The 15,551-nt window shown below is 60.5% G+C and carries 16 protein-coding genes; 9 read left to right on the top strand and 7 right to left on the bottom strand.

The window, feature by feature from the left end; genetic code table 11:
- The first annotated feature begins 63 nt into the window (after positions 1 to 63).
- Positions 64 to 2,175, top strand: coding sequence for an acylase (locus ABL922_RS10180; RefSeq protein ID WP_349024105.1), 2,112 nt, complete (start codon positions 64 to 66; stop codon positions 2,173 to 2,175).
- Between the two features lie 72 nt (positions 2,176 to 2,247).
- Here ABL922_RS10180 and ABL922_RS10175 read toward each other — a convergent pair whose 3' ends face one another.
- From ABL922_RS10175 to purD, 3 genes are all read right to left on the bottom strand, one after another.
- Positions 2,248 to 3,174, bottom strand: a complete 927-nt coding sequence (locus ABL922_RS10175) for a hypothetical protein (protein ID WP_349024104.1) — start codon at positions 3,172 to 3,174, stop codon at positions 2,248 to 2,250.
- A gap of 107 nt (positions 3,175 to 3,281) precedes the next feature.
- A complete protein-coding gene (locus ABL922_RS10170; protein WP_349024103.1) occupies positions 3,282 to 3,548 on the bottom strand; it encodes a hypothetical protein in 267 nt (88 codons plus the stop codon).
- The gene (gene purD / locus ABL922_RS10165) at positions 3,549 to 4,826 is read right to left on the bottom strand and encodes a phosphoribosylamine--glycine ligase (RefSeq protein WP_349024102.1); all 1,278 of its coding nucleotides are present in this window, start codon (positions 4,824 to 4,826) and stop codon (positions 3,549 to 3,551) included.
- A 3-nt stretch (positions 4,827 to 4,829) separates the two neighbouring features.
- Between purD and xseA the strand changes: the two genes are divergently transcribed.
- On the top strand, positions 4,830 to 6,305 hold the full coding sequence (gene xseA / locus ABL922_RS10160; protein ID WP_349024121.1) for an exodeoxyribonuclease VII large subunit: 1,476 nt from the start codon (positions 4,830 to 4,832) through the stop codon (positions 6,303 to 6,305).
- Between the two features lie 6 nt (positions 6,306 to 6,311).
- Here xseA and ABL922_RS10155 read toward each other — a convergent pair whose 3' ends face one another.
- The 3 genes from ABL922_RS10155 to ABL922_RS10145 form a co-directional block, all read right to left on the bottom strand.
- Entirely contained in the window at positions 6,312 to 7,727 is a 1,416-nt protein-coding gene (locus ABL922_RS10155) for a glycosyl transferase family protein (protein WP_349024101.1), read from the bottom strand.
- 69 nt (positions 7,728 to 7,796) lie between these two features.
- Positions 7,797 to 8,117 carry a hypothetical protein gene (locus ABL922_RS10150; protein ID WP_349024100.1) on the bottom strand — a complete coding sequence of 107 codons (321 nt, stop codon included), beginning with the start codon at positions 8,115 to 8,117 and terminating at the stop codon, positions 7,797 to 7,799.
- A 266-nt stretch (positions 8,118 to 8,383) separates the two neighbouring features.
- Positions 8,384 to 8,842: a LuxR C-terminal-related transcriptional regulator gene (locus ABL922_RS10145; RefSeq protein WP_349024099.1), complete on the bottom strand. Its 459-nt coding sequence runs from the start codon at positions 8,840 to 8,842 to the stop codon at positions 8,384 to 8,386.
- Between the two features lie 121 nt (positions 8,843 to 8,963).
- Here ABL922_RS10145 and nhaA point away from each other — a divergent pair, with 121 nt between their 5' ends.
- Positions 8,964 to 10,175: a Na+/H+ antiporter NhaA gene (gene nhaA / locus ABL922_RS10140; RefSeq protein WP_349024098.1), complete on the top strand. Its 1,212-nt coding sequence runs from the start codon at positions 8,964 to 8,966 to the stop codon at positions 10,173 to 10,175.
- Positions 10,176 to 10,262: 87 nt separating this feature from the next.
- Here nhaA and rpmG read toward each other — a convergent pair whose 3' ends face one another.
- On the bottom strand, positions 10,263 to 10,430 hold the full coding sequence (rpmG, locus tag ABL922_RS10135) for a 50S ribosomal protein L33 (protein WP_349024097.1): 168 nt from the start codon (positions 10,428 to 10,430) through the stop codon (positions 10,263 to 10,265).
- A gap of 180 nt (positions 10,431 to 10,610) precedes the next feature.
- Between rpmG and ABL922_RS10130 the strand changes: the two genes are divergently transcribed.
- The 6 genes from ABL922_RS10130 to ABL922_RS10105 all read left to right on the top strand — a co-directional run.
- The gene (locus ABL922_RS10130; RefSeq protein ID WP_349024096.1) at positions 10,611 to 10,943 is read left to right on the top strand and encodes a hypothetical protein; all 333 of its coding nucleotides are present in this window, start codon (positions 10,611 to 10,613) and stop codon (positions 10,941 to 10,943) included.
- Positions 10,944 to 10,974: 31 nt separating this feature from the next.
- Positions 10,975 to 11,541, top strand: coding sequence for a TMEM165/GDT1 family protein (locus ABL922_RS10125; protein ID WP_349024095.1), 567 nt, complete (start codon positions 10,975 to 10,977; stop codon positions 11,539 to 11,541).
- Positions 11,542 to 11,602: 61 nt separating this feature from the next.
- Entirely contained in the window at positions 11,603 to 12,736 is a 1,134-nt protein-coding gene (locus ABL922_RS10120; protein WP_349024094.1) for an epoxide hydrolase family protein, read from the top strand.
- Positions 12,737 to 12,745: 9 nt separating this feature from the next.
- Positions 12,746 to 13,666: an ABC transporter permease gene (locus tag ABL922_RS10115; RefSeq protein ID WP_349024093.1), complete on the top strand. Its 921-nt coding sequence runs from the start codon at positions 12,746 to 12,748 to the stop codon at positions 13,664 to 13,666.
- Positions 13,663 to 14,454, top strand: coding sequence for an ABC transporter permease subunit (locus ABL922_RS10110; RefSeq protein ID WP_349024092.1), 792 nt, complete (start codon positions 13,663 to 13,665; stop codon positions 14,452 to 14,454). Before ABL922_RS10115 ends, ABL922_RS10110 begins: the two co-directional genes overlap by 4 nt.
- A partial coding sequence (locus ABL922_RS10105) for an ATP-binding cassette domain-containing protein (protein ID WP_349024091.1) occupies positions 14,451 to 15,551 on the top strand: 1,101 nt, incomplete at its 3' end. The genes ABL922_RS10110 and ABL922_RS10105, both read left to right, overlap by 4 nt.

Genomic DNA, 15,551 nt, shown 5'->3' with positions numbered 1-15,551 from the left:
ATGCAACGCCCATAGGCAAAGTCACATAAGTGACAAGATAGCATCGACAAAGGGGAGATGAAGATGGGCAAATGGCTATGGGGCGGGGCTGCAATCATTGCCACTGTCGGGGCTACGTCTATGTTTTGGGAGCCATTGGCTGCGGAGCAGTCTGCGCCGCCATCCGCAAATACCTATGACGTTGAAATAGCCCGCGACGGATTTGGTGTCCCGCATATCAATGGCAAGACTGATGCTGATGCGGCCTATGGTCTGGCCTTTGCCCATGCTGAGGACGATTTTTCGACGATCGAGGAAGTCGTGTCGATGACGCGCGGGCGCTATGGTGCGATTGCAGGGCAGGATGGGGCAAAGGTCGACTTTGTCTTTCACTTGCTGGCGGTGCGCGACACGGTTGAGCGGCGCTATGACGAAATTCCGGCGGACGTCCGCGCTGTGCTCGATGCCTATGCGGCAGGCCTCAACCATTATGCCGAAAAGCATCCCGAAGAGGTCAGGCTCTCCAATCTTTTTCCAGTGAATGGCAAGGATATCGTCGCAGGTTTCGTGCTGCGCGCGCCCTTCTTCTATGGGCTCGACAATTATATCGGCACGCTCGTTGAGGGGAAACCGCCGCCCAATGAAAGCGCAGCGGCGATGACACCGATTGGCCGCGATCCCGAAATGAACGGCTCCAATGCATGGGCAGTGGCCCCCAGCCGCATGGCCGACGGTAAGACCTGGCTCGTCTCCAATTCGCATCAGCCGCTTGAAGGGCAGGTCGCCTGGTACGAGGCGGTGGTGCATTCGGGCGAGGGGCTCGATATGGCGGGCGCGCTGTTCCCCGGATCGCCTTTTGTGCTGCTCGGCCACAACCGCCATCTCGGCTGGACCAATACAGTCAACCGGCCCGATCTGGTCGACATTTACAAGCTCGTGCTCAACGAAGCGGGCGACCAATATCGCTATGACGGCAAATGGCTGCCGCTGGAGGAAAAGCGCGTCTGGCTACCGGTAAAATTCGGCTGGTTCACCGTGCCGATCCCGCAGACGCTGTATCGTTCGGTGCACGGGCCGGTGATCAAAAACGACCAAGGCGCATTCGCGATTCGCTACGCCGGGATCGACAATGTGAAAGCGGTCGAGCAATATTATCGCAACACCAAGGCGACCAATTGGGAAGAATGGACGCGGTCGATGTCGACCGGCGGGATTACCGGCACCAATTTCGTCTATGCCGACAAGACTGGGCGTATCGCGTATATCTACAATGCGCTGTTTCCAGACCGAAAGCCTGGTTTCGATTATACTAAGGTTTTGCCGGGCGACAGTTCTGCGCCAGTCTGGAAAGGGCCCGTATCCTTCGATCGCTACCCCAAGGTCGTCAGCCCTGCGTCGGGCTTTGTGCAAAATGCCAACAACACGCCCTTTCTGGCGGCAGGACCGGGGTCTGAAATCGATCCCAAAAGCCAGTCGCCTTATCTCGGCATCGAATTGGGGATGACCAATCGCGGCTTGCTGGGCACCGGTCTGATGATGAACGACAGCTCGATCACGCCGGAGGAGTTGCTCGCGATCAAGATGGACACGCGTTACGCCAAATCGAGCTGGGTTAAGCCGTGGATGGACAGCCTGCTCGCGGTCGACACCAAGGGTGACTCGAAACTCACCGCAGCGCAGAAACTGCTGCGCGAATGGGATTGGTCGAGTGACGGCAAGGGCAAAGCCGATGCCATCGCCGAACGGCTGATCCGCCATGCGGCACGCGCCAATTGGCGCAACGATCCATTGCCCGACCCACGCGAGACGCTTCAGAAAACGGCCGAGGAATTCAGCGAGCGCTTCAGGCGACTGGATCCTGCGCTGGGCGATATCCAGCGCCTGCGCCGCGGCAAGGTCGATCTGCCAATGCTTGGCGGCACCGATACGCTGCGCGCGACGACAATGTGGGACGGCGAACAAGCCGACGGCAAGATGCGCGTGCGCCACGGCGATAGCTTCATCATGCTGGTGCGCTGGGACAAGGCCGGGCAGGTCGTGTCCGAATCGATCCAGCCATATGGCGCGGCCACAAATCGCCCTGAATCGCCGCATTACACCGACCAGATGAAGCTCTATGTCGCGGGCAAATTCAAGCCGGTGCATTTCGAATGGGCTGATGCGGTGAAACACGCCAATCGGCGCTACCGGCCCTGAGGCAAAGAAAAAGGCGGGTGTCCAAAGACCCCGCCTTTTTCATTTGATGTGCGGACTTGTCGGCGGCTCCCATCAGCCCTTGGCTATTTCGCTACCGAGCGCGCCATATTTCTTTTCAAAACCGGCGACATCGCCTGCGACCAGCAATTTGGCCTGATCGACCCAGTTGTCGCGCCCGATACGCCCGGCGAACACGCCGAGTTTCGGGTCTATGTCAGCGATATCTGCCGCGGTCCAGTTGGCAATCTGATCTAGGCTGGTGATGCCCAGTGATTTGAGCTGGACCGCCAGTTTCGGGCCTACGCCTTTTAGCAGTTCGATATTGTCCGGAATGGCAGGCTTGGCCGCCGGCTTGGCTATGGGTTTGGGTGCGGCTTTGATCTCTGCCTTAGCTTTTGGAGCTGCTTTAGAGGGCGCTGCCTTTTTTACGGCAGGTGCAGGAGCGGCTTTCGCCTTGGGCGTGGCCACTTTGGGGGCTGCTGCCTTCTTCGCGGCCGGTGCAGGCGTGGTCTTGGCCTTTGCCGGCTCCGCCGCTTTAGCCTTAGGCGCAGTTTTCGCTTTGGCGGGCGCGGCAACTTTAGCCTTTGGCTCGACCTTGGCTTTGGGCGCTGTAGCTGCCTTGGCCTTTGGCGCAGTTATCGGCTCGGCTTTGGCTTTCTTGGGTGCTGCGGCAGCTTTTGCCTTAGGTTCAGCCTTTTGCGCCGGCGCAGCCTTGGCCTTTGCCGGTGCTGCCTTTGCCTTGGCAGGCGCCTTCGCTGCCGGGGCTTTTGCTACAGTCTTTGGTTTGGCTACGGCCTTTTCCATCAACGGCGCAGGCTTGACGGCGACCGGCTCGGCTTCCACCGCTTTGGGCGCCACGGGCGGCGTCACTGTTTGTGCAGGGGCTTCAATCTTTGGTGCGGCTTTAGGTGGCTCGGCCTTCTTGCGCGGTATGACGAAGAACAGGATGGCAAGAACCACCACGCCGATAACAATGAACAGAAGTGCGCTCGACTCCATTTAAAATTCCCCTCCAGCCTCTGGCTGATATGATTCATGCGGTGTGCAACTTAACCGGCACAGCATTTGTGTCCAGTAGCACGATTTAACCAAATCTGCGCCATTAGTCAGCGGACGCGCTCGACCAGATATTTGGCAGTGCGCAAGTCGCAACCGGTACGCACGCGGACAAGCTTTACCGCGTCGATCAATCGCCCGTCGGCGCGGTAGAGCAGAACGAGAGCCTTGAGATCGGGCGGCAATTCGACTGGCTGTACAGGCGGCGTCGGCGGGCCTTGCATGCGCTTCCGCCGCATCAGTAAGAAGCATAGCGTGAACCCCGCGACTGCGCCGAGTGCAAAACTGGTCCAGTCGGTTATCGCGTCGCCGGTCATTCAGCTTTGCACCTTTTCACGCACGACTTCGCGCCAGCCGATGTCGCGACGGCAGAAACCGGTCGGGAAATCGATGGCGTCGACGGCAGCATAGGCGGCCGCCTGCGCTTCGGTTACCATTGCTCCGCTGGCCGTCACGTTCAGCACCCGGCCGCCATTGGCAACCAGCTGGCCGTCGCGCATGGCAGTTCCTGCATGGAAGATGCGGGCATCACCGACATTGCCGATGGCAATCGCGCCGCCTTTTTCGGGCGTGCCCGGATAGCCATTGGCGGCCATTACAATGGTCAGCGCATAGCCATCTGACAGCACTGGGCGTTCGGCCCCGGCCAGCCCACCTTCGGTCGCGGCGGCCAGCAGTAGTTCCACCAGATCGCCTTCAAAACGCATCATCAGCACTTGGCATTCGGGATCGCCAAAACGGCAGTTATATTCGATCAGCTTGGCCCCTTGGGCGGTGAGCATCAGCCCGGCAAAAAACACCCCGCTATAGGGCCGTCCGTCGCGCGCCATCGCTTTCACCGTCGGCTGGATGATGCGTTCCATTACTTCGGCTTCGAGTGCGGGTGTAAACACCGGCGCCGGTGAATAGGCGCCCATGCCTCCGGTGTTGGGGCCGGTGTCGCCATCGCCCACGCGTTTGTGATCTTGTGCCGAGCCAAAGGGCACAACATTCGTCCCGTCGCTGATCGCAAAGAAGCTGACTTCCTCGCCGGTCATAAATTCCTCGATGACCACCTCGGCCCCGGCATCGCCAAAGCCGCCGCCAAACATATGGTCGATGGCGTCGCGCGCCTCGGCTTCGGTCTCGGCGATGATCACGCCCTTGCCCGCCGCGAGGCCATCAGCCTTGATCACAACGGGTAAACCGAAACGGGCGAGGTCAGCGAGAGCCGAGGCCTTGTCGCTGTGCCTTGCATAAGCAGCGGTCGGGATGTTTTCGCGCGCGCAAAGATCCTTCACAAAGCCCTTGGAGCCTTCAAGGACGGCGGCATTGGCATTGGGGCCGAACACCTTGATGTCGGCTGCGCGCAGACTATCACCCAGTCCATCGACCAGCGGCGCTTCGGGGCCGACAACGACAAAGCCGATACTATTTGCTCGGCAGAAATCGACGACCGCCGCATGGTCGGCTACATCGATGGCCACGCATTCCGCACATTCGGAAATTCCAGGGTTGCCCGGACTTGCAAACAATTTTTCACAAACAGGCGATTGCGAAAGCCGCCACGCCAGCGCATGTTCACGTCCACCCGAACCAATGAGCAAGATATTCAAGCGATGGACTCCCCACTTCCCGACGACGAAGGCAATGCGCGGCTGTTAGCCGAGGCCAAGGCCGGCAGCAATGCCCCTGCCTTGTCGGTTTCCGAAATTTCGAATGCCCTGAAACGGACAGTCGAAGATCGCTTCGGCCATGTGCGGGTACGGGGAGAGTTGTCCGGCTTCAAGCGCGCGGCATCGGGCCACATCTATTTCAGCCTGAAGGACGTCGATGCCAAGCTCGATGGTGTGATGTGGAAAGGCAATGCGGGGCGTTTGCCTTTTGCGCCGGAAGACGGGCTGGAGGTGATCGCGACCGGCAAGCTGACGACTTATGCCGGGCGTTCGAGCTACCAGATCGTGGCCGACCGGCTCGAACTGGCGGGCGAAGGTGCGCTGATGCTGCTGTTCGAAAAACTGAAGGCGCGGCTGACGGCAGAAGGGCTGTTCGATACCGCGCGCAAGCGGCCCATACCCTATCTGCCGCGCACCATCGGGATCGTTACTTCGCCCACCGGTGCGGTGATCCGCGATATGATGCATCGGCTGGAGGATCGCTTCCCCAGCGATGTGGTGCTTTGGCCGGTTATGGTGCAGGGCGATGGCGCGGCGGCGCAAATAGCCGCGGCGGTCAGGGGCTTTTCAGCCCTTACGGAAAATGGCCCGGTGGCGCGTCCAGATTTGTTGATCGTCGCGCGGGGGGGCGGTTCGATTGAGGATCTGTGGGCGTTCAACGAGGAAGCGGTGGTTCGTGCGGTCGCCGAATGTTCGATCCCGGTCATTTCGGCGGTCGGGCACGAGACGGATACGACCTTGTGCGATTTCGCCGCCGACCTGCGCGCACCGACACCGACTGCTGCAGCTGAAATGGCGGTACCGGTGCGGCTCGATCTTGCCCAGCAACTGGCGCAGAACGCAATGCGGCTTACCGGCGGGCTCCGCCGTTTTGTCGATCGCGCGCGCGAACGTCTGACCGCACAACTCAGACTTCTTCCCAAAGCGACGGACATTGTCGGCGCGCGCCAGCAAAAGGCCGACGAATTGGGGGATAGGCTGCGCAGGGGGCTGGAGAAAAGGTCAGACCTGTCGCGGGTCGCTTTTGCCGGAGTCAGCGGCCGTTTGTCGCCCGCTATGCTAAGGCGTCGCGTCGCGATGTCGGAAGAGCGGTTGCAAGCACTCCGGCTGCCGACGGCGCTGATCGAGCGCCAATTGGCGGAGCGCAAATCCAGGCTGATGGGGCTCGACCGGCTATTGAACTCGCTCCATCCCGAATCGCCGCTGGCGCGCGGCTTCGCCCGTGTGACGACTCCTGACGGTAAGTCGACCATCGTTAACAGCGCGCAGGCGGTAACAGCGGGAACGGTGCGCCTCAACTTTGCTGATGGCGGCGTAGAGGCGTTGGTTCAGGGCGGTAAAGCACCGGCGCAGAAAGCTAGGCCGTCATCGGGTGGCGGATCAGCCGCCACCCAGCAGGATTTGTTTGGAGAGGGTTGATTCCGCTCAGTTGGTGCTGGTTGACGACCCCGGGAAATGGCTGTGCGCGGTTTTGTCCCAGCTTAAGGCCGCCCCGAAAATATGGCGGAGGTAGGCCACTACTGCGCGCCTTGCGGCCATGATCGAAATGATATTGGCGATCAGCGTTCGTGGCACTGAAATCAACGCCTCACCCTTGCCGTGAACGCGCGCGACAAAGCAAGCGCGCACTGCTAGCCGCCAGACCAACAAAGCCGCGTTGATGATCAAAACCACCAACAGGAAATTACTGAAAGCTTTTGGTTGATGGTACCCGGCGAGATGGCCGAGGATCAATACAGCCGTCAATAAAATGCACGCATAGGCGGCTGTCAGCACGATCGCCGCAAAAACCGCCTTGCGGTCGCGCAACCGCATCCAGAATTCGATAAACCCGCCCTGCCAGCCCAGCCTGTCCCACCCGGCCAGCGCGATACCTGTCATCCAGCGCGCCTTTTGGCGAACGGCGGTGCCTAACCGGTCCGGGAAGCAGGCGCGGGTTCCCACCAATTGACCCGATGCATCTTGAATGCGCGCGAAAATGGTCCGGTTGCCCTCGCCCGCAACGCCCAGCCCCAGCTCATAATCTTCGGTTAGCGATGATTGATCGAACGGCAGGCCGCCATTCGCCAGCGCGATCCGCCCAAGATGCGTGCGCGATATCGCGCAACCGACACCTGCCAACGGGATCGCCGCACCGACTGCCTCGCGCACGACCAGCGCCTTGCCATGCGCCTCTGCAAATTCGTCGCAATAATGCCCGCTGATCCAGCGCGAACCGGGAACCCGCACGGGAATGACCGGCAATTGGACGGCAGTCGCCCGCTCGATCAGATAGTCGAACACGCGCAGTTCGTCGGGGTGGACCATATCTTCGGCGTCGTGAAGCACGATTGCTTTGGCCTTGATCCCTGCGGCCAGTTCGTCACGGGTCAACGCACGCCATAATCGGTTCAGGCAATCCGCTTTCGACGTCGGGCCATCGCTGCCGCACAGAACAAGGCGGGCATTCCCAAATTGCCGACACCCGGCCATTATGGCGGCTACGCCTGCGTGATCATTGGGATAGCAGCCCACATAGATACGGTAATCGGTCGCGCTGCCTGCCCAGGCAATATGGCATCCTGCCAGCATCGCGGTGATAACTTCTGCCTCGCGCCATGTCGGGATGAAGATCGCGATCAATCCTGCCTCTTGCGGAACAGGCAGTTCGCTGGCGCGCATTGGCGGCGCAATCCGATAGCGTGCCAGCCACCGTCCGGACCGGTGCAAAAGCCACAATGCATCGATCACCAGATCATCAAGGGCGCCGACGAGAAACCAGATCGCACTGAACAGTAGCAACTCATGCTGCCAATTCTCCAGCGTTAGCCAGATTGAGGGATAAGCCGATGGCGTTATCATCGATCCTGTGGTCCAAGCTCTGCTGGCCGGTCAGGCTTGACCGGTTATGCCCAGCGGGTTGCAGACGATTCAGGATTCCACTGGTGCTCGCGCGCGGTCCAAAGCGGTGCCGATCACCATTGCGAGCATCACCGGCAATGACCAGAATGCCCCAAATCCATAATATAGCATTTGCTGGACACCTTCACTGAAGAAGATGGCCAAATGCGACGTTACGGAAATCAGATGGAAACCGGTGGCCCAAATAGGCCAGAAGCTTTGGCTGCGAAGGGCCAGCCAGTAAAAACCCAGAAGAAGGAATAGGTCGATGGCCATGACGGGAATATGGGTTTGCGCCCAGCTTCCAAACTCACCAGCTACCGCTGAAGCGACGCTTGCTGTCATGATCATCGCAGCGCCCGTGCGACCCGTTTTGCCTCCCCCAATCGCGGCGAAACCGCAACATAAGGCAGCAAAAACCCAGAACAGGCTGATGATCAGAGCGTCGGGGAGAGAAGTAGTTGGCATGTCCTGTCAAGACCATCGACCGTGGCAATATGCAAGTCGGGGTGGTGGCTTCGACCTGCATATTGCCGACCTTTGCCGGAATATCAGGAACGCATCCGGCAGATCGCGGCTCCGGTTTGCCGCTGGTGCCAGGTTCAGGGGTGAGAGGTTCAGCCGAATGTCCGGAAGAGACCGGATACCAGGATTGTCAATGCAATCACCGATGCAACAGCCAGAACCGCGACCTGCAGGATGCGCAAAGTTCGCGATGTGCTATCTAGGTCATTTCGCTTCCCTCCTACCGGGGGAAGGACCAGCAATTGCCGCAACGTGCGACTGAAACTGCTGCCTTCCGCTTCGGCAGTCAGGATGGCGCTTTGATCGATTTGGACAAGCTGCTGCGGTTGCCTAGGCAATTTTTGCCCAAGCTCCTGTTCGGCAAGCGCGCGGGCGACCACCCCGCGATTTGGTGCGCCTAGCGTCTGCACGGCAGTGGTAACATGGTTGTCAACGGTCGAAGGCGAAAGATCGAGCAAACGCCCGATTTCTTTGGACGTAAAGCCCTGTGCGACCAGCCGCAGGCAATCCTTTTGCCGGTCCGTCAGTTTCTCGACGCTTAGCTGATCCATCGTCATCCACCCATAAGGCCAAAGCCTGCTAGTGCTAATTACCGGAACAGCCATGCCCAAAGCAACCTGTTTGCCGTAAATCGTTGCCCTAGCGATATGAGGCGCGCTATCGGCTTGGCGTATGAGCGAGAAAACCAAGCCAGCCGCTTCGAAACCTGCGTCCGCGCTGCGCGATTTCCTCGATAGCGAGGCCGCAGGCGGGATCATCCTGATGGGCGTGGCAGCGCTCGCCATGCTGGTTGCAAATTTGCCGCTGGCCGAAAGCTACTTCCACTTCATCCATGCCGTAACCGGCCCCGAACTCACGCCGAAACTTGGGCCGATGACGGTGCATCTTTGGATCAATGATGGGCTGATGGCGATTTTCTTCCTGCTCGTCGGTTTGGAAATCAAACGCGAATTTGTCGACGGCCATCTCGCGACCTGGGCCGACCGGTTACTGCCGATGATTGCAGCGGCGGCGGGCATGGCACTGCCGGCTGCTGTCTATCTATACATCGCGGGCGGGGATCCGGCGCTGGTGCGCGGCTGGGCCATACCGGCGGCGACCGATATCGCCTTTGCAATTGGGGTGCTTGCTTTGCTCGGCAGCCGCGCGCCTGCGTCGCTGAAGCTGTTTCTGACCACGGTAGCGATTGTCGACGATATGGGCGCAGTGGCGATAATCGCCCTGTTTTACACCGATAGTCTCAACATGGTCGCGCTGGGCGCTGCCGCGGCCATCTGGCTGGTGATGCTGGCTTTAGGAAGACTGGGCGTCGCGCGGCTTTGGCCCTATCTGATCCTAGCTGCTTTGCTTTGGTACGCGACTTTGCTGTCGGGCGTGCATGCGACCATCGCCGGGGTGCTGGCGGCTTTTGCTATTCCGCTACGGCGATCAATCGCCACCCCCGATGCCGAAGATTCGCTTCTGCACCGGCTTGAACATGCGCTGGCCAAGCCGGTCGCCTTTATCATCGTGCCGCTGTTCGGTTTTGCTAATGCCGGGGTTTCGTTCGAAGGTGTGGGTCTCGGCGCGTTGCTCGCGCCGCTCCCGTTCGGAATCGCGCTCGGCCTATTCATTGGCAAGCAAGTAGGGATTTTCGCCAGTGTCTGGGCCTGCGTGAAGCTCGGATTGGCGGCGCGCCCTCGCGATTCCAGCTGGCTGCAGGTCTATGGCGTGGCGCTGCTCTGTGGCATTGGTTTCACCATGAGCCTGTTCATCGGCGGCCTTGCCTTTACCGATGCGGCGCAGGGGGATGCGGTGAAGATCGGTGTGCTGATGGGCTCAATCTTGTCTGCGATCAGCGGCTATTGTCTGCTGCGCTTTGGGGGCAGTGCCAGAAAAGCCTGAAGCGCGAATCAAAAAAGGGACGCAAATCGCGTCCCTCATTCGGTTGCCAGACAGCGCAGGCACGACCCGTTGGGCCGCGACGCAGGCTTACTTGATCTTGGCTTCCTTGAACTCGACATGCTTGCGCACGACGGGATCATATTTGCGGAAAGACATCTTTTCCGTCTGATTCCGGGGGTTTTTCTTCGTTACATAGAAGAAGCCGGTGTCAGCGCTGCTGACGAGACGGATTTTGATGGTGGCTGGCTTCGCCATGGCCTGTTCCTTCGGTTCGAATCGCTAAAAAGAAAACGGACGGCGCGATGCCGCCCGAAACTGGCGCGCTACTGCGACGGACCGGGTCAAAAGTCAACCCCGCATGTGGAATTGCCAGCCTTAACCATTCGGTAACCATAAAGGCGCAAAGCAGGGTCAGGGCAATCGGGGGCAACCGGCATGCAATATGATCATGACCAACTATTATTGATTCGCGCGGAATTGGGCGAACTGGTCGATGCGCTGCGCATGACCGCTTATGATGCCAATCCATTGCAATTCCTGATGCGTCTGGAAAATATCCGCGAAACGTCGGCACGCCACGGCCTGACTGCGATTTCCGAAATCGCGGCAACCTTTGAAGCTGCGCTCCAGCGTTTCGGTGTGCATGGCAGCAACGCCGTGACCGACAGCTTCCTCGGCATCATGTCTGACGCAATCGGTATCGCGCATCTGCATCCTGCGGCATCGGAAGCCTTGCTCGCCTCGGTCGCAATCCGTCTTGGTGGCTGACACGCGTCCCTTGCTCGACTAGGCGGGTCCGATGGACAGCCTGATCGCCTCCTTCCTGACACTGATCCTCACCGAAACCGGTGATCGAACGCAGTTGCTGGCGGCAGCGCTGGCGATTCGTTTCGCGAGCAACCGGCCGGTGATCCTTGGCCTTGCAGCGGCGAGCCTGCTCAACTGCTTGCTATCGGCCTATGCCGGATCGTTTATCGACCAATGGGTCAGTCAGGATCCGGTGCGGCTGTTTAACGGCCTGGCCTATGTGCTCGCCGGCGGCGCTATGCTCGCGTGGCGTCGATCAGTCGATCTGCTTGAAGGCTGGAAGACCGGCCCCTTCCTGACCGCCTTTTTCGGCATCTTCATTCTGCAGTTCGGCGACAAGGGCCAGTTCATCATCGGCGCGAATGCGGCGCGGGCCGACCATTGGTTGTTCCCGGCGATTGGCGGCTGGTTGGGTACCTTGGTGGCCGTTATCCCTGCGATTCTGCTGAAAGAACGTTTAGCCAAAATCTTGCCCATTGCCAAAATCAGGATTGGCGGAGGCTTGGCATTTTGTGCGTTGGGGCTGATTCATGCCTTGAAGGCCTGGCACATCATCTGATCGCTTGCGCAACAGCCAAATTGACGACAGGTTGGGGCATCCAGTCAGGAGTGGAGGCCCGATGTCAATTTCCCTGCGACCCTTTACCGTTTCGATCGAGCAAAGCGCACTTGATGACCTGCAAGCGCGGCTGGCGCTGACCCGCTTGCCCGAAAAGGAAACCGTCGACGATTGGGATCAGGGCTTACCTCTCGCTTATGCCAAGGAACTGCTCGATTACTGGCGCAGCAGCTATGACTGGCGGCGGTGCGAGGCGGAACTCAACCGCTGGCCACATTTCAAGACCGAAATCGACGGGCTCGACATCCATTTCATCCATATCCAAAGCAGCCGTGCCGATGCACGCCCGATGGTTATGACGCATGGCTGGCCGGGGTCGGTGCTGGAATTTGTGAATGTCATAGAGGCGCTGACCGAACCGTCAGATCCCAGTCAGCCCGCCTTCCATCTCGTCCTCCCCTCGCTCCCCGGTTACGGCTTTTCAGGACGGCCCGAGAAGGCAGGCTGGTCGGTCGAGAAAATCGCCGAAGCGTGGGATGTGTTGATGCGCGGGCTCGGCTATGATCGCTATTTCGCGCAAGGCGGCGATTGGGGCGCGATGGTGACCTCGGCGATTGGCGCGCAGAACAAGGGCGCTTGTGCCGCGATCCATGTCAACATGGCGGTCGCAACCCCGCCGCCCGAGGTGCTGGCAAGCCCGACACCATTCGAGGCGCAGTCGCTGATGCGCGCAGCCTGGTATCAGGAAAAGGACAGCGGCTATTCGAAGATCCAGAGCACACGCCCGCAGACTTTGGGCTATGCGCTGACCGACTCACCCGTAGGTCAGATGTGCTGGATTATCGAGAAGTTCCAAGGCTGGTCCGATTGCGACGGGCATCCCGAAAATGTCTTCAGCCGCGATCATCTGCTCGACAATGTGATGCTCTATTGGCTCAACGCGACGGCCGCGTCCTCGGCGCGGCTCTATTGGCACAGCTTTGCGGCGGGCAATCTTGCCGAGGTGCCGGTGCCGACCGGCATCAGTGCTTTTCCCAAGGAATTGTTCCGCCCGTCACGCCGCTGGGCCGAAACGCGCTACAAGAATATCGTTTACTGGAACGAACTGGAAAAAGGCGGGCATTTCGCGGCAATGGAGCGACCGGAGCTGTTCATCGCTGAAGTCCGCAATTGCTTTGGGGCGATGAGCCTCTAAACGTCGCGCATGGGCAGATTGATTGCACGGCGGCTGTTGACGGCGATACCGACGCTGCTCGCCATCATTGTGCTGTCGTTCGTCCTGATGCGCGTGGCGCCGGGCGGACCTTTCGATGGTGAACGACCCTTGGCCCCCGAAGTGCGCGCTGCACTGGAAGCCACCTATGGCCTCGACAAGTCGCTGCCCGAACAGGTCTGGATGTATCTCGGTCGTCTGGCGCAGGGCGATTTCGGGCCGAGCATGGTCTATCGCGATTTCACGGTCAGCGGGCTGATTGCGGAGGCACTGCCGGTGTCGCTGCTGATCGGCGGCTGCGCATTGTTGCTGGCGAGTGTGCTGGGCATTTCGGCAGGGCTGTGGGCGGCGCTGCGCGCTGGCAAATGGCAGGATGAACTGCTGATGCTTGGGGCAACACTACTCACCGCCTTGCCGACTTTTGTCACCGGACCATTGCTTGCGCTCATCTTTGGTCTCTGGCTTGGATGGTTGCCGGTTTCGGGGCAGAATGAGGGGTGGAACTGGCTGGTTCTGCCCGTAGTCGCGCTCGCCTTGCCGGTGTCAGGGGCGGTCGCAAAACTCGCACGCGCTGGGTTGGCGGGCGAACTCGGCGCCGATCATATACGCGCTGCGCGGGCAAGGGGGATCGCTCCGCTGACGATCTTGCGCCGCCACGCCCTGCGCCCGGCGCTGGTACCGGTGGCAAGCTATCTTGGCCCTGCCGCCGCCGCGTTGCTGACAGGGGCGGTGGTGATCGAAACCGTGTTTGGCCTCCCCGGCCTCGGTCGCTATTTCGTGCAAGGTGCGCTCAACCGCGACTATCCGCTCGTTCTCGGCGTTGTGACGCTCTACGCGGCGCTCATCATTCTCTTCAACCTGTTTGCCGACCTGATCTATGGCTGGCTCGATCCCCGGATGCGCGAAGGATGAAGCCTGCTCTCGTCATCGTTGCGTTGATTGCGCTCGCCGCGCTGCTCGTCCCGCCGCTACTGCCTTACGACCATATATCGATCGATTGGAACAGCGTGCGGGTCGGCCTGTTCACCGACGGCCATCTGCTGGGCACCGACGATCTGGGTCGTGACCGGTTGGCACGGCTGCTGGTGGGGACGCGAGTGACGCTGTCGGTGGCGCTCGCTGCCGCAATGGTCGCGTTGGTGATCGGCGTGGCCTGGGGTGCGATTGCAGGCTGGGTCGGCGGGCGCACCGACGAGTTGATGATGCGCATCGTTGATGGGCTTTATGCGCTGCCCTTCATGTTCGTCGTCATCCTGCTGATGGTGGTGTTCGGGCGGTCGATCTTGCTCGTGTTTCTGGGCATCGGCTTTGTCGAATGGCTGACCATGGCGCGCGTGGTTCGCGGGCAGGTGATTGCGCTCAAACAACGGCCCTTTGTGCTCGCGGCAGAGGCGGCGGGGTCACCTGCCCGTGCGACGCTGCTGCGCCACATCTTGCCCAATGTTGCTGGTGTGGCCATCGCCTATCTGATGCTGACAATCCCGCATGTGGTGATGATTGAGAGCTTCCTCTCATTCCTGGGACTAGGCGTGCAGGAGCCGCTGACCTCGCTCGGCATACTCGTCAATGAAGGTGCGGAGGAGATGGATATGAACCCGGCGGCATTGCTGCTGCCCGGCGGCGTGCTTGTAATGCTGATTGCTTGCCTGACAATCGCCGGGGAGCGCTTCCGCGACCGGCTGGCGGATGCCGCGAAATGAGCGACGGATATACCGTCCAGAACCTATCGATCCGCGTCGGTGATCGTGTGATTGTCGAGGACATCAGCTTCACCCTACGCCCCGGTGAGATCGTCGCGCTGGCGGGCGCTTCGGGTGCGGGCAAGAGCATGAGCGCGATGACGCCCTTCGGTCTCAGCGCTGGGATAGCCAGCGGCTCGGCGACGCTCGACGGCATCGAATTGGTAGGCCTGCCAGAAAACGCGCTCAGCCGCGTGCGTGCAGAAAAGATCGGTTTCGTCTTTCAACAGCCACTGACCGCGCTGACCCCGCACCGCACGGTGCGCCAGCATCTGCAGGAAGCGGCGATGCAGGCAGGCGGTGCCAAGCCCGGCAAGGCCGCGATGGTCGCGATGCTAGAGGCAGTCGGCCTGTCGCGCCCCGAAGAAAGGCTGGCGCAATATCCGCATCGGCTTTCCGGCGGCGAACGGCAACGTGTGCTGATCGCCGCCGCGCTGGCGCATGGACCGCGCTATCTGATTGCTGACGAACCGGTGAGTGCGCTTGACGCCGCCCTGCGTGGAGAGATTATGGCGCTGCTTGTCCGGCTGTGCCGCGAACGGGGCATGGCGATGCTGCTCGTCAGTCACGATCTGGCGGGCATTGAAAATCATGCCGACCGGTTGCTGTTGCTCGATTCCGGAAAGGTCTCAGAAAGCGGCGCGGCGCTCCAAATCGCGAACTCGCCTGCCACCGATTATGGCAAGCGATTGATGGCAGCGACACCGCGCCTCTCCGAGCCGCTCCAGCCCCTGCCTGAAACGGGTGCAACGTTGCTCGAAGCGGAAGGCATGCATGTCCATTTCCCAAAGCCGGGCTGGCGACGGGGCCGGATTGACGCAGTGGTTGATGCGAGCCTGACGCTTGCCAAGGGTGAAACATTGGCGCTGGTCGGCGGTTCGGGATCGGGAAAGTCGACGCTGGGGCGGGCGATTGCGGGTCTGGGGCCGATGGCGTCGGGCACAATCCGCTGGCGGGGCGAAGCCCTCCCGCCGCGCCAGCGCCGCAGCGCAGAGCATCGCCGCCTGATCCAGCCAGTCTTTCAGGACCCGCTCGCCAGCCTCGATCCGCGCTGGAGT

This window comes from Sphingorhabdus sp. (assembly GCF_040079335.1).
GTDB lineage: Bacteria > Pseudomonadota > Alphaproteobacteria > Sphingomonadales > Sphingomonadaceae > Sphingorhabdus_B.
Note: the sequence above shows the minus strand (reverse complement) of the source record. Positions and strands in the feature narration are given on the sequence as shown.

What these genes read in the sequence shown, in the direction of transcription:
- ABL922_RS10180 (WP_349024105.1), top strand. Translation starts at nt 64, where the DNA reads ATGGGCAAATGGCTATGGGGCGGGGCTGCAATCATTGCCACTGTCGGG.
- ABL922_RS10175 (WP_349024104.1), bottom strand. Translation starts at nt 3,174, where the DNA reads ATGGAGTCGAGCGCACTTCTGTTCATTGTTATCGGCGTGGTGGTTCTT.
- ABL922_RS10170 (WP_349024103.1), bottom strand. Translation starts at nt 3,548, where the DNA reads ATGACCGGCGACGCGATAACCGACTGGACCAGTTTTGCACTCGGCGCA.
- xseA (WP_349024121.1), top strand. Translation starts at nt 4,830, where the DNA reads ATGGACTCCCCACTTCCCGACGACGAAGGCAATGCGCGGCTGTTAGCC.
- ABL922_RS10155 (WP_349024101.1), bottom strand. Translation starts at nt 7,727, where the DNA reads ATGATAACGCCATCGGCTTATCCCTCAATCTGGCTAACGCTGGAGAAT.
- ABL922_RS10150 (WP_349024100.1), bottom strand. Translation starts at nt 8,117, where the DNA reads ATGATCATGACAGCAAGCGTCGCTTCAGCGGTAGCTGGTGAGTTTGGA.
- ABL922_RS10145 (WP_349024099.1), bottom strand. Translation starts at nt 8,842, where the DNA reads ATGGATCAGCTAAGCGTCGAGAAACTGACGGACCGGCAAAAGGATTGC.
- nhaA (WP_349024098.1), top strand. Translation starts at nt 8,964, where the DNA reads ATGAGCGAGAAAACCAAGCCAGCCGCTTCGAAACCTGCGTCCGCGCTG.
- rpmG (WP_349024097.1), bottom strand. Translation starts at nt 10,430, where the DNA reads ATGGCGAAGCCAGCCACCATCAAAATCCGTCTCGTCAGCAGCGCTGAC.
- ABL922_RS10130 (WP_349024096.1), top strand. Translation starts at nt 10,611, where the DNA reads ATGCAATATGATCATGACCAACTATTATTGATTCGCGCGGAATTGGGC.
- ABL922_RS10125 (WP_349024095.1), top strand. Translation starts at nt 10,975, where the DNA reads ATGGACAGCCTGATCGCCTCCTTCCTGACACTGATCCTCACCGAAACC.
- ABL922_RS10120 (WP_349024094.1), top strand. Translation starts at nt 11,603, where the DNA reads ATGTCAATTTCCCTGCGACCCTTTACCGTTTCGATCGAGCAAAGCGCA.
- ABL922_RS10115 (WP_349024093.1), top strand. Translation starts at nt 12,746, where the DNA reads ATGGGCAGATTGATTGCACGGCGGCTGTTGACGGCGATACCGACGCTG.
- ABL922_RS10110 (WP_349024092.1), top strand. Translation starts at nt 13,663, where the DNA reads ATGAAGCCTGCTCTCGTCATCGTTGCGTTGATTGCGCTCGCCGCGCTG.